The following is an 11967-nucleotide window of genomic DNA, read 5'->3' as shown; positions in this document are numbered from 1 at the left end:
TCGGTGATCCCGACCGAGGCGACCTGCGGCTGGGCGTAGGTGCAGCCGGCGATGGGCGAATGGACGTTCGGCGTCTTGTACGCGGCGATGTGCTCGGCGGCGTGGATGCCTTCGTGCGACGCCTTGTGCGCCAGCCAGGGCGCGCCGGCGCAGTCGCCGATGGCGTACAGGCCCTTCACATTAGTCTGGCAGTGGCTGTCGGTCTTGATGTGACCACGGTCCAGTTCGACGCCCAGCGCCTCCAGGCCGATGCCGTCGGTGTTGGCGGTGATGCCGACGGCCGAGATGCAGACCTCGGCCTCCAGCGTTTCGGCCTTACCGTTCACTTCAACAGCGACCTTCACGCCCTTGGAATCCTTGGATACCTTCGTGACCTTGGCGCCCACCTTGAACTTGATGCCGCGCTTCTCGAAGGACTTCTGGGCGGCCTTGGACACTTCCTCGTCCTCGACCGGCATGATGCGGTCGACGGCTTCCACCACGGTCACTTCGGCGCCCAGGGCGCGATAGAAGCTGGCGAACTCGATGCCGATGGCGCCCGAGCCGATGACGACGAAGGTCTTGGGCAGTTTTTTCGGCGCCAGGGCGTCGCGGTAGGCCCAGATCTTGTCGCCGTCAGCCTCCAGGCCGATCTGCGGCAGGGCGCGGGCGCGGGCGCCGACGGCCAGCATGACGTTCTTCGCCTCGACGGTGCGCGAACCGCCGGCCTTCAGGGCCACGACGACCTTGGGCGTTCCGGCGGCCTTCTCCAGCTTGGCCGAGCCCTCGATCACCTCGACCTTGTGCTTCTTCATCAGGAAGGTGACGCCCTTGTTCATCGTCGCCGCGACGCCGCGCGAGCGCTGGATGATGGCGTCGAAGTCGAACGACGCGCCGGTCGCCGACAGGCCGTACTCCTTCAGGTGCGACAGGCTCTCGTACTTCTCACCGGACTTGAGGAGCGCCTTGGTCGGGATGCAGCCCCAGTTCAGGCAGATGCCGCCCAGCGACTCGCGTTCGACGATGGCGACCTTCTGGCCCAGCTGCGACGCGCGGATGGCGGCGACGTAGCCGCCCGGGCCCGAACCGATGATGACGAGATCGAATTCAGCAGCCATGGTCAGATCAACTTCTCAATGTCGGCCTTGATGGCCTTGGGTTCGACCTGGGGCGCGTAGCGGGCGACCACCCTGCCCTCCCGGTCGGTCAGGAATTTGGTGAAGTTCCACTTCACGTCGCGGCTGCCGAGGAACCCCTTCTTCTGGCCGGTCAGCCAGTCGTAGAGCGGGTGCCGGTTCGGGCCGTTGACCTCGATCTTGTCGAACATCGGAAAGTCGACGCCGTAGGTCGTGGAGCAGAAGCTGGCGATCTCGTCCGCCCTCCCCGGCTCCTGCGCCCCGAACTGGTTGCAGGGAAAGCCCAGCACCTCGAACGGACGGTCGGCGAGCTCGCGGTGCAGGGTCTCCAGCCCCTCGTACTGCGGGGTGAAACCGCAGCGCGAGGCGACGTTGACGATCAGCAGGGCCTTCCCCGCGAACCGGGAAAGCGGAACCTCGGTCCCGTCGATCCCGGTGGCGGTGAAGTCATAGACCGAGGTCATGCCCTGCCCTCGCCTTACGCCAGCATCGTCACGGGATCTTCGATCAGCGGCTTGAACGCCTGCAGGAAGCGGGCGCCCGTCGCACCGTCGACGACGCGGTGATCACAGGTCATGGTCACGGTCATCACCGTGGCGATGGTCAGCTGGCCGTTCTTGACGACCGGACGCTGCTCGCCCGCGCCGACGCTCATGATGGCGCCCTGCGGCTCGTTGATGATCGAGCTGAACGACTTGATGCCGAACATGCCCAGGTTGGACACCGAGAAGGTGCCGCCCTGGAACTCTTCGGGCTTCAGCTTGCGGTCGCGCGCGCGCTTGGCCAGGTCCTTCGACTCCGTCGCGATCTGCGACAGCGACTTGGTCTCGGCCTTGCGGATGATCGGGGTGATCAGGCCGCCGTCGATCGCCACCGCCATCGCCACGTCGGCGTTGTGGTGTATGGCGATGCCTTCGGGCGTGTAGCTGGCGTTGGCTTCCGGCACCGCCTTCAGGGCCATGGCGGCGGCCTTGATGACGAAGTCGTTGACCGAGACCTTCACGCCGTCCTTCTCGAGCAGCGCATTGACCTTGGCGCGGGCCGCCAGCAGGGCGTCCAGCTCCACGTCGATGAACAGCGGGAAGTGCGGGATCTGCTGCACGCTTTCGACCATGCGGCGGGCGATCGCCTTGCGCATGCCGTCCAGCGGGATCAGGTCGTAGGTGCCGTCCGGAATGCCCATCTGGGCCAGCGACTGCACCGGACGCGACGGGATGCCCGCGGCGGCCGCGGCCGGAGCCGGCTTGGCGCCGCCCTTGCCTGCAGATTCCACGTCGCGCTTGACGATGCGGCCGTGCGGGCCGGTGCCCTTGATCGACGACAGATCGACGCCGGCCTGGGCGGCCAGACGGCGCGCCAGCGGCGAGGCGAACAGACGACCGCCGTCAGCGGCCTTCGGCGCGGCCGGAGCCGCGGCCGCCTTGGGCGCTTCCGCCTTCGGAGCTTCGGCCTTGGGCGCCTCTGCGGCCTTCGGCGCTTCCGCCGCCTTCGAAGCCGGAGCGGCGGCGCCGCCCTCGTCCTTCAGGCGCGCGATCGGGGTGTTCACCTTCACGCCCTCGGAGCCTTCGGCCACGAGGATTTCGGTGATCTCGCCCTCGTCGACGGCCTCGACCTCCATGGTCGCCTTGTCGGTCTCGATCTCGGCGATCACGTCGCCGGCCTTGACCACGTCACCGGCCTTCACGTGCCATTTGGCGAGGACGCCCTCCTCCATGGTCGGAGACAGGGCGGGCATCAGGATATCGGTCATTGCACGCTCCCGGTCGGCGCGATCGGTTCGGCGACGGTCGTGACGTTGTCCGCCTTGATGGTGTCGCTCAGCCCCTGAAGGATGCGGTTGTAGGCCTGCTTCTCGTTGTGGCCGTGACGCACGGCGTAGCCGTAGGCCATGTGCCGCGCGGCGATGGCCAGCAGCTGGCCGAACTGCGCCGGGTCGTTGAAGGCGGGCTTCACCGACATCACCGGCTCGTTCTTGGACCACCACATGCGGATGATCTCGACCGCTTCCGGATCCGCGACGACGCTGTCCGGGGTCTTCAGGTGGAAGTCGTCGGTGTCGCTCATGCCATCACCTGCTTCACGGCCTTGACGATCTTGTCGACGCCCGGAAGCGACAGGGCTTCCAGGTTGGCGGCGTAAGGCAGCGGCACGTCTTCCTGGTGCACGCGCAGCGGCGGAGCGTCCAGATAGTCGAACGCGTGTTCGATCACCCGGGCCACGACCTCGGCGCCGACGCCCATCGGACCCCAGCCTTCTTCAGCCGAGACCAGACGGTTGGTCTTCTTGACGCTGTTGACGATGGTCTCGTGATCCAGCGGACGCAGGGTGCGCAGGTCGACGACTTCCACCGAGATGCCTTCGCCGGCCAGCTGTTCGGCGGCCTGCAGGGCGAAGCCGACCATGCGGCTGTGCGCCGTGATGGTCACGTCCGTGCCTTCGCGACGGACCTTGGCCTTGCCGATCGGCAGGACGTAGTCCTCGACGTCCGGCACGTCGAACTCGAGGCCGTACATCATCTCGTGCTCGAGGAAGACGACCGGGTTCGGATCGCGGATGGCCGCCTTCAGCAGGCCCTTGGCGTCGGCCGCGTCATACGGCGCGATGACCTTCAGGCCCGGGACCTGGGCGTACCAGGCCGAGTAGTCCTGGCTGTGCTGGGCCGCCACGCGCGACGCGGCGCCGTTCGGACCGCGGAACACGATCGGCGCCCGGATCTGGCCGCCCGACATGTACAGCGTCTTGGCCGCCGAGTTGATGATGTGGTCGATGGCCTGCATGCCGAAGTTCCACGTCATGAACTCGACGATCGGCTTCAGGCCCGCCATGGCGGCGCCGACGCCGAGGCCGGCGAAGCCGTGCTCGGTGATCGGGGTGTCGACGACGCGCTGGTCGCCGAACTCCTGCAGCAGCTCACGGCTGACCTTGTAGGCGCCCTGGTACTGGGCGACTTCCTCGCCCATCAGGAAGACGGCCGGGTCGCGGCGCATTTCCTCGGCCATGGCGTCGCGCAGGGCGTCACGGATGGTGGTCTTGACCAGCTTGGCGTCGGCCGGGATTTCCGGGTCCTTCAGCTCGACGGCCGGAACCGGGGCGGCGGCGTGCGCCGCGGCCTTCTCCGCCTCGCCCGACGACGCGGCCGGAGCGGCCTCCGCCTTCGGAGCGGGAGCCGCCGCGCCGTCCTCGCCCGCCAGACGGGCGATCGGCGTGTTGACCTTCACGTTCTCGGAGCCTTCGGCGACGAGGATCTCGAGCACTTCGCCCTCATCCACCGCCTCGACTTCCATCGTGGCCTTGTCGGTTTCGATCTCGGCGATCACCTGGCCCGCGGACACCACGTCCCCGGCCTTGATGTGCCATTTGGTCAGCGTGCCCTCTTCCATCGTGGGGGACAGCGCCGGCATCAGAATGTCGGTCATTGAGCAGAGGCTCCGGTGGGCAGTTCGCAGGTTTCGACGATGACGATCGACGGAGCGTTGATCGCTCCGGCCATCGCAGCCGACATTCCCTCGACGTCGTTTGAAGCTCGCTCATTGGCGAACCGAATGAAAAGCGGCCGGCCTGCGGGAATCCGCTCGGCGACGGCTCGAGCCAGAGCGCGCCCCTTGAGGCGCTGTCCGCCAATAGTCGCGTAGCCTCGGCCCTGAAGCTCCACGCAGGGATCAGCGGCCGTCATGGGTACGGGCGGCGCTTCAGCGGCCATCGGCTGCGCCTGCAGCGCGATGGCGAGGAGCAATCCGATCATACCGTCGCCTCCACGTAGACGTCAGTGTAGAGCTCGGACGGATCGGGCTCCGGGCTCTCTTGGGCGAATTGAACAGCTTCGGCGACGATCGCCTTGATTTCGTTGTCGATGGCCTTCAGCTCGTCTTCCGTCGCCTTGGCCTGTTCGAGCAGCAGCTTGATGTGATCGATCGGGTCGCGGGTCTTCTTGACCTCGTCGACCTCTTCCTTCGTCCGGTATTTGGCCGGATCCGACATCGAGTGGCCGCGGTAGCGGTAGGTCTTCACCTCGAGGATGTAGGGGCCGCCGCCTTCACGGGCGCGGGCCACCGCACGGGCCGTGGCGTCGCGCACGGCCAGCACGTCCATGCCGTCGACCTGCTCGCCCGGGATGCCGAAGCTGGCGCCGCGGTTGAACAGCTCGGTCGTGGACGACGAGCGCTCGATGCTCGTGCCCATGGCGTACTGGTTGTTCTCGATGATGTAGATGGCCGGCAGCTTCCACAGCTGGGCCATGTTGAAGCTCTCGTAGACCTGACCCTGGTTCGAGGCGCCGTCGCCGAAATAGACGAAGGCCACCGAATCGTCACCGCGGTACTTGCCGGCGAAGGCCAGGCCCGTGCCCAGCGCCACCTGGGCGCCGACGATGCCGTGACCGCCGTAGAAGCCGGTCGGCACGTCGAACATGTGCATCGAACCGCCCTTGCCCTTGGACGAGCCGCCGATGCGGCCGGTCAGCTCGGCCATGACTTCCTTCGGATCCATGCCGGCGGCCAGCATGTGGCCGTGGTCACGGTAGCCGGTGATGATCTTGTCGTGGCCCGGCTTGACGCTCTCCTGAACGCCCACGGCCACGGCCTCCTGGCCGATGTACAGGTGGCAGAAGCCGCCGATCAGGCCCATGCCGTACAGCTGGCCCGCCCGCTCCTCGAAACGGCGGATCAGGACCATCTCGCGGTAGAACCGCAGCAGGTCCTCCTTCGAGGCCGTCGGGGTGTTCGGAATCTTCTTTGAATCAGTCTTCGCGGCGGGGGCTTTCGCCATCCGTGATCTCCCGGTGGGACCCCGCTAGGCAGGGACGCTTGTCGTTACGGAAAGGGGCTTTAGCAGCCTTCGATCCAGAAACGCAAAGCGACCCTGTGAAGCTGTAACTAAAGTTCACGAATTGTGCGGCTTGACGTCCTGCCGGGGGGCGCTCGACACGCGGATCACATAGTCGCGAGGGTCCGCGAAGCCCAGCACGGCGCGGGCCCGCTCTTCCAGCAGGTCGCGGGACAGGCTGTCGCGCTGCAGGTAGCGGACACGCACTTCCAGATCGCGTTTCTGTTCAAGGAGATCGCCCAGCTGCGTCTCCCGGCGCTCAAGCATGGCGTCACGCTCGCCCCCGCTCAGCAACCCGCGCTCGCCCGTCAGGGCCTGAACGCCGAGGTAGGCGATCAACAGCAGCAGTACGCAGGAGGGTAGATAGGGCTTCATCCGTTCGGGCACTCGACCGCTCCTTCTGAGCGTGGACTCGTGATTGACGAGTCATGACCGAAAAGCCCTAACGAACCGTAGCTTGGCCGTAGAATCTACGGCCTTCGCCACAGCCCTTTTCGCCGCTTACTTCAGCAGCATGCCGCCGCCGAAATAGTCGGCCTGGTCGCCCAGCATCTCCTCGATGCGCAGCAGTTGGTTGTACTTGGCCGTCCGGTCCGAGCGGGCCAGCGAGCCCGTCTTGATCTGACCGCAGTTGGTGGCGACCGCCAGATCGGCGATCGTCGAATCCTCGGTCTCGCCCGAGCGGTGGCTCATCACGGCGGTGTAGCCGGCGCGATGGGCCATATCGACCGCATCCAGCGTCTCGGAAAGCGTACCGATCTGGTTGACCTTGATCAGGATCGAATTGGCCAGGCCCTCGCCGATACCGGCCGCCAGACGGGCCGGATTGGTGACGAACAGGTCGTCGCCGACGATCTGGACGCGGTCGCCGAGACGGTCGGTCAGCAGCTTCCAGCCGTCGAAGTCGTCCTCGGCGCAGCCGTCCTCAATCGAGACGATCGGGAAGCGCTCGCACAGGTCGGCCAGGTAGCCGACCATGCCGTCGGCGTCGAAGGTCTTGCCTTCGCCGGCCATCAGGTACTTGCCGTCCTTGAAGAATTCGGTCGCCGCGACATCGAGACCCAGGTGGAAGTCCTCACCGGCCAGATAGCCGGCCGACTGACCGGCCTTGGTGATGAACTCCAGGGCGGCCTCGGCCGACAGCAGGTTCGGGGCGAAGCCGCCCTCGTCGCCGACGTTGGTGTTGTGGCCGGCGTCCTTCAGGGCCTTCTTCAGCGCGTGGAAGATTTCCGCGCCCATGCGCAGGGCTTCCGAGAAGTCTTCCGCGCCCGTCGGCAGGATCATGAACTCCTGGATGTCGATCGGATTGTCGGCGTGAGCGCCGCCGTTGATGATGTTCATCATCGGGGTCGGCAGGACGCGGGCCGAGACGCCGCCCAGGTAACGGTACAGCGGCAGATTCGACGAAATCGCCGAAGCCTTGGCGCAGGCCAGCGACACGCCGAGGATGGCGTTGGCGCCGAGGCGGCCCTTGTTCGCGGTGCCGTCCAGACCGATCAGGGTCTCGTCGATGCGGCGTTGGTCCTCGGCGTCCATGCCCGACAGGGCGTCGAAGATCTCGCCGTTCACGGCGTCGACGGCCTTCTGGACGCCCTTGCCGCCCCAGACGTCCTTGTCGCCGTCGCGCAGTTCGACGGCTTCGTGGGCGCCGGTCGAGGCGCCCGACGGCACGGCGGCGCGGCCGAAGCTGCCGTCCTCGAGGACCACGTCCACCTCCACCGTCGGATTGCCCCGACTGTCGAGGATCTGGCGGGCGACGATTTCAGCGATGTCGGTCATGGGATGGCTCTGCTTTGCAAGGCGGCGGTCAGACGCCGCGTTTAGCCCGTGGAAGCCGGGCACGGCAAGGAACCCGGCTCACGCGGTTACCGGTTGTGCAGACAAATCCTTCATCGAGCCGCCGCCTCACCGGCCGACGACGCCGATCAGGCGCAGCCCTCGACGTACTCAATCGACGGGCCGCCGCCGGCGATGGCCTTCACCTTGCCGTCCTGGCCGATTTCATACTTCACGCCCCGGGCGTTCGGGGACGTGTGATCGGCCGTCGCCCAGACGGTGATGTACTCGGCCGGAGCCGCCTCATACTTGTGCGGAACCACGACCGCCGAGGCCCCGTAGGCGGCTTTGATCGCCGCGGCGTCATCGCCGATGTTGAAGCCCCGGTCGGTCTCGACCGTCGCCGTCCGCGTCAGCCAGATGCTGGCCAGCACGCCGTTGTTGGTCATGACCAGCAGGCCGTCGGGCGCGCGGGACGGATGGAACATGTCGCAGCTGGCGGGATCGGGTCCGCCGACCGCGCCCGGATCGGAATCAGGCCCCAGCGCCGCCTCGATCTCGGCCGTCGTCATGCCGATTCGCAGCGGCCCGAAGCCGTTGGCCGTCAGGACATTGGCTGCGGGCGGCGTTTCAGGCGCAGGCGCGGGCGCCGGCTCGGCAGGCGTCGGAGCGGGCTCCTCCGGCGCATTGCAGGCGGCCAGCATGAGGACGGCGGCGGTCAGCATCAGGGGGCGGATCATAGGGGCTCCGGAAGTGGTCCAGCCCCATCAACGCACGAAAACGGCGCGCGAGGGTCTCGCGCGCCGCAAAAATCTTCGCCCGGCCGAAGCCGGTGACGTCAGAAGACTAGTCTTCCTTCGGCGTCAGAACCTGACGACCGCGGTAGGTGCCGGTCTTCAGGTCGATGTGGTGCGGGCGCTTCAGCTCGCCGGTGTCCTTGTCTTCGACGTAGGCATTGGTGCCCAGGGCGTCGTGGGCGCGGCGCATGTTGCGACGCGAGGGCGATACTTTGCGCTTCGGAACGGCCATGTCCGTCTCAATCTTCTGGTCGGGCGCCGGTAAAGGCGCGAAAACAATAGCGGCGGCCCGTCAGAGCCGCCTTGCGAGCGCGGGCTTATGCATGAACCCGCGGGCGATTTCAAGGCGCTTGCGGTGAGAGACTCAGCCGAGCGCCTTCTCCATCACGATGAAGCTCAGATCATCCCGCTTCGGCAGGCCGAAACGCGTGTCTCCATAAGGGAAAGGCAGGGTCTCGCCGGTGGCCGCGTAACCCAGCCGCTCGTACCAGGCGATCAGGGTGTCCCGCTGCGGAATGACCGAGATACGCACACGGCGGGCGCCGAATCGGTCGGCCATCGCCTGTTCCGCGGTCCCGACCAGCCGACGCCCCAGTCCGGCGTTCTGCAAGGCCGGGCTGACCGACAGCATGCCGAAATAGCCGATCCCCTCCCCGCGTCGCGCGATCAGGATGCATCCGACCAGGACGTCGCCGTCCCAGGCCGTCAGCAGACCCTGCCGGGCATCGGCGAGAATATCGGCCAGATCCTCGGCATCGGTGCGCTGGCCGTCCAGCAGGTCCGCCTCGGTCGTCCAGCCCGCCCGCGACGCCTCGCCGCGATAGGCGCTCTCCACCAGCGCATGCAGGGCCGGAATATCGGACGCCACGGCGTCCCGGATCGTCAATTCAGTCACGCGTCACCATCTCCGCCACCGCTTCGCCGATGGCCAATGAACTGGTCAGCCCGGGGCTTTCAATGCCGAACAGGGCCACCAGACCGTCAATGCCGTGGTCGTCCCGACCGCGCAGCTGGAAGTCCGGCTGGGGCTCGCCCCGGCCGTGCAGCTTGGGCCGGATGCCCGCATAGTCCGGCGTCAGCCCACCCTCGGGCAGGCCCGGCCAGAACCGGCGGATGTAGTGCTCGAACTCGGCCGCCTTGGCCGGATCGACCGAATAGTCCTCGGCCTCGACATAGGCGAGGTCCGGCCCGAACACCGCCTGTCCGCCCAGGTCCTTGCGATAGTGGGTGCCCAGCGCGCCGGGGATGGGCGGCGGATAGATCAGCCGCTCGAACGGCGCCTTGCCGGTCAGTCGGAAATAGACGCCCTTGCCGTAATGCCCCTTGGGGATGCGTTCGGCCGGATAGCCCTCGATGCGGGACGCCACATCCTGCGCGCCCAACCCCGGGGCGGTGACCAGCAGGCCCGTCGTCAGGGTCGCCCCGCCCTCCCCGCCTGCGATGATCTTGAAGCCGCCGCCCGGCAGGGGCTCGGCCCGTTCGAACGGCGTGGACAGGACGACAGAGCCGCCCGCATCCTCGATCTCGCCCTGCAGGGCCAGCATGTAGTCGTGGCTGGCGAACAGGCCGCTCTCGGGCGACAGGATGGCCGCATGGGCGTTCAGTCCCGGCTCCAGCGCCCGCGCCTGCGCCCCGGTCAGGTGCTCCAGCCCCTCCACGCCGTTGGCGCTGGCCTGCCGGAAGATGGCCTCGATCCGCTCGACCTCGGCTGCTTCGGTCGCCACGACCAGCTTGCCGCATTTACGGTAGTCGACCTTGTGGCTGTCGAGGAAGGCGTAGAGCGACCGGCGGCCCTCGACACAGAACCGGGCCTTCAATGAGCCCGTCGGATAGTAGAGCCCGCCGTGGATGACCTCGCTGTTGCGCGAGGACACGCCCTGACCGATGTGCGGCTCCTTCTCGAGCACCAGCACCGACAGGCCCCGCTTCGCCAGCGCGCGGCCGCAGGCCAGACCGACCGCGCCGGCGCCCACGACCGTCGCGTCGAAGTCGAAGCTCATGCCTTCTGCCCGTACCTGCGCGCCGCCTCGGCCTCGAAGCTGCCCATCAGGGCGGAAACCGCGCGATCAAAATTGGCCTGCAGCATGCCGTTCAACAGCGGATTGGCAAAGGCGAAGTCGATCATGAACTCGACCCGCGTCCCCTTGGGATCGGGGAAGAACTGCCAGCGGTTCTTCAGATGCCGGAACGGCCCGCGCAGCAGGCCCACCTCCACAAGCGGCGCATTGCGGTCATGCCGCACCCAGGTTGAGAACCGCTCGGTCAGGAAGGAGAAGCCGACCGAGGCCTCCGCGTCGATGACGCTCACCCCCGGCCGCTCTTCCCGCGGGTTCCACACCCGCATCCCCGTCACCCACTTCACGAAGGCCGGATAGGCCTTCACATCCGCCACCAGCTCGGCCAGCTGATCCGGTTCATAGGGCAGGATTTTCGTGACGCGGTGAACGGCCAAGCGCGGCTCAGCGACCCGTTTGCGCCAGACGCGCCGCCTTCAGGCGGGCGAAGTCGTCACCGGCATGGTGCGAGCTGCGGGTCAGCGGCGACGCGGACACCATCAGGAAGCCCTTGGCCCGTGCGATCGCCTCATAGGCCTTGAACTCCTCCGGCGTGACGAAGCGCTCGATGGCCGCGTGCTTGCGGGTCGGCTGCAGGTACTGGCCGATGGTGATGAAGTCGACGCCGGCGGACCGCATGTCGTCCATCACCTGCATGACCTCTTCCTTGGTCTCGCCCAGGCCGACCATGATGCCGGACTTGGTGAACTGGTTGGGGTCGCGCTCCTTGACCATCTGCAGCAGGCGCAGGCTGTGGAAGTAGCGGGCGCCCGGCCGGATCTTGAGATACAGGCGCGGAACCGTCTCGAGGTTGTGGTTGAAGACGTCCGGACGGGCGTCGATCATCACCTCGGCCGCCCCGTCCTTGCGCAGGAAGTCGGGCGTCAGGATTTCAATGGTGGTGTCCGGCGCCTGCAGGCGGATCTGGCGCACCACCTCGGCGAAGTGGGCGGCGCCGCCGTCCGAGACGTCGTCGCGGTCCACCGAGGTGATCACGACGTGGTTCAGGCCCATCTGCTGCACGGCCAGACCGACCTTGCCCGGCTCTTCCGGATCCAGCGGCTGCGGCAGGCCGGTCTTCACATTGCAGAAGGCGCAGGCGCGGGTGCAGGTGTCGCCCATGATCATGAGCGTGGCGTGCTTCTGGCTCCAGCACTCGCCGATGTTCGGACAGGCGGCTTCCTCGCAGACCGTCACCAGCCCCTTGGAGCGGACGATCTCCTTGGTGGCGTTGTACTGGCCCGATCCGGGCGCCTTCACGCGCAGCCAGTCCGGCTTTTTCAGCACCGCGGTTTCCGGGCGGTTCTGCTTTTCCGGGTGACGCAGTTCAGCCGGCGTCTTCTTCAGCGTGTCGATCAGGGTGACCAAGGCGGGGGCTCGGGCTCCGGAGGCGTGAAGGCGGTA

The 11967-nt window shown here is 67.1% G+C and carries 15 protein-coding genes; all 15 read right to left on the bottom strand.

Annotated elements, in window-relative coordinates; all coding sequences use genetic code 11:
• Positions 1-1097: dihydrolipoyl dehydrogenase (gene lpdA / locus VGE03_RS13000; protein WP_331046897.1), on the bottom strand; the 1097-nt coding region annotated here is incomplete at its 3' end.
• 2 nt (positions 1098-1099) lie between these two features.
• Positions 1100-1579 carry a glutathione peroxidase gene (locus tag VGE03_RS12995; protein WP_331046896.1) on the bottom strand — a complete coding sequence of 160 codons (480 nt, stop codon included), beginning with the start codon at positions 1577-1579 and terminating at the stop codon, positions 1100-1102.
• 14 nt (positions 1580-1593) lie between these two features.
• Positions 1594-2865: a pyruvate dehydrogenase complex dihydrolipoamide acetyltransferase gene (locus VGE03_RS12990; RefSeq protein ID WP_331046895.1), complete on the bottom strand. Its 1272-nt coding sequence runs from the start codon at positions 2863-2865 to the stop codon at positions 1594-1596.
• Positions 2862-3179 carry a DUF5076 domain-containing protein gene (locus VGE03_RS12985; protein ID WP_331046894.1) on the bottom strand — a complete coding sequence of 106 codons (318 nt, stop codon included), beginning with the start codon at positions 3177-3179 and terminating at the stop codon, positions 2862-2864. The genes VGE03_RS12990 and VGE03_RS12985 overlap by 4 nt, the downstream gene beginning before the upstream one ends.
• Positions 3176-4531, bottom strand: coding sequence for a pyruvate dehydrogenase complex E1 component subunit beta (locus VGE03_RS12980; RefSeq protein WP_331046893.1), 1356 nt, complete (start codon positions 4529-4531; stop codon positions 3176-3178). Before VGE03_RS12980 ends, VGE03_RS12985 begins: the two co-directional genes overlap by 4 nt.
• Positions 4528-4857: a hypothetical protein gene (locus tag VGE03_RS12975; RefSeq protein ID WP_331046892.1), complete on the bottom strand. Its 330-nt coding sequence runs from the start codon at positions 4855-4857 to the stop codon at positions 4528-4530. The genes VGE03_RS12980 and VGE03_RS12975 overlap by 4 nt, the downstream gene beginning before the upstream one ends.
• Positions 4854-5879 carry a pyruvate dehydrogenase (acetyl-transferring) E1 component subunit alpha gene (gene pdhA / locus VGE03_RS12970; RefSeq protein WP_331046891.1) on the bottom strand — a complete coding sequence of 342 codons (1026 nt, stop codon included), beginning with the start codon at positions 5877-5879 and terminating at the stop codon, positions 4854-4856. The genes VGE03_RS12975 and pdhA overlap by 4 nt, the downstream gene beginning before the upstream one ends.
• A gap of 114 nt (positions 5880-5993) precedes the next feature.
• The gene (locus VGE03_RS12965; RefSeq protein ID WP_414644954.1) at positions 5994-6311 is read right to left on the bottom strand and encodes an FtsB family cell division protein; all 318 of its coding nucleotides are present in this window, start codon (positions 6309-6311) and stop codon (positions 5994-5996) included.
• Between the two features lie 126 nt (positions 6312-6437).
• Positions 6438-7715, bottom strand: a complete 1278-nt coding sequence (gene eno / locus VGE03_RS12960) for a phosphopyruvate hydratase (protein WP_331046889.1) — start codon at positions 7713-7715, stop codon at positions 6438-6440.
• A 146-nt stretch (positions 7716-7861) separates the two neighbouring features.
• Entirely contained in the window at positions 7862-8452 is a 591-nt protein-coding gene (locus VGE03_RS12955) for a hypothetical protein (RefSeq protein WP_331046888.1), read from the bottom strand.
• Positions 8453-8558: 106 nt separating this feature from the next.
• The gene (gene rpmF, locus VGE03_RS12950; RefSeq protein ID WP_056449735.1) at positions 8559-8741 is read right to left on the bottom strand and encodes a 50S ribosomal protein L32; all 183 of its coding nucleotides are present in this window, start codon (positions 8739-8741) and stop codon (positions 8559-8561) included.
• 132 nt (positions 8742-8873) lie between these two features.
• Complete coding sequence (locus VGE03_RS12945; RefSeq protein ID WP_331046887.1) at positions 8874-9404, bottom strand: GNAT family N-acetyltransferase; 531 nt, start codon at positions 9402-9404, stop codon at positions 8874-8876.
• Positions 9397-10509: an NAD(P)/FAD-dependent oxidoreductase gene (locus VGE03_RS12940; RefSeq protein WP_331046886.1), complete on the bottom strand. Its 1113-nt coding sequence runs from the start codon at positions 10507-10509 to the stop codon at positions 9397-9399. The genes VGE03_RS12945 and VGE03_RS12940 overlap by 8 nt, the downstream gene beginning before the upstream one ends.
• On the bottom strand, positions 10506-10961 hold the full coding sequence (locus tag VGE03_RS12935; protein ID WP_331046885.1) for a type II toxin-antitoxin system RatA family toxin: 456 nt from the start codon (positions 10959-10961) through the stop codon (positions 10506-10508). The genes VGE03_RS12940 and VGE03_RS12935 overlap by 4 nt, the downstream gene beginning before the upstream one ends.
• 7 nt (positions 10962-10968) lie before the next feature.
• Positions 10969-11931, bottom strand: coding sequence for a lipoyl synthase (gene lipA, locus VGE03_RS12930; protein ID WP_331046884.1), 963 nt, complete (start codon positions 11929-11931; stop codon positions 10969-10971).
• Positions 11932-11967 lie beyond the last annotated feature (36 nt).

The organism is Brevundimonas sp., from assembly GCF_036400995.1.
Classification (GTDB): Bacteria; Pseudomonadota; Alphaproteobacteria; order Caulobacterales; family Caulobacteraceae; genus Brevundimonas.
This window is presented reverse-complemented; position numbering and strand designations above follow the sequence as displayed.

Coding starts and splice junctions, on each gene's coding strand:
- VGE03_RS12995 (WP_331046896.1), bottom strand. CDS start 1,579: ATGACCTCGGTCTATGACTTCACCGCCACCGGGATCGACGGGACCGAG.
- VGE03_RS12990 (WP_331046895.1), bottom strand. CDS start 2,865: ATGACCGATATCCTGATGCCCGCCCTGTCTCCGACCATGGAGGAGGGC.
- VGE03_RS12985 (WP_331046894.1), bottom strand. CDS start 3,179: ATGAGCGACACCGACGACTTCCACCTGAAGACCCCGGACAGCGTCGTC.
- VGE03_RS12980 (WP_331046893.1), bottom strand. CDS start 4,531: ATGACCGACATTCTGATGCCGGCGCTGTCCCCCACGATGGAAGAGGGC.
- VGE03_RS12975 (WP_331046892.1), bottom strand. CDS start 4,857: ATGATCGGATTGCTCCTCGCCATCGCGCTGCAGGCGCAGCCGATGGCC.
- pdhA (WP_331046891.1), bottom strand. CDS start 5,879: ATGGCGAAAGCCCCCGCCGCGAAGACTGATTCAAAGAAGATTCCGAAC.
- VGE03_RS12965 (WP_414644954.1), bottom strand. CDS start 6,311: ATGAAGCCCTATCTACCCTCCTGCGTACTGCTGCTGTTGATCGCCTAC.
- eno (WP_331046889.1), bottom strand. CDS start 7,715: ATGACCGACATCGCTGAAATCGTCGCCCGCCAGATCCTCGACAGTCGG.
- VGE03_RS12955 (WP_331046888.1), bottom strand. CDS start 8,452: ATGATCCGCCCCCTGATGCTGACCGCCGCCGTCCTCATGCTGGCCGCC.
- rpmF (WP_056449735.1), bottom strand. CDS start 8,741: ATGGCCGTTCCGAAGCGCAAAGTATCGCCCTCGCGTCGCAACATGCGC.
- VGE03_RS12940 (WP_331046886.1), bottom strand. CDS start 10,509: ATGAGCTTCGACTTCGACGCGACGGTCGTGGGCGCCGGCGCGGTCGGT.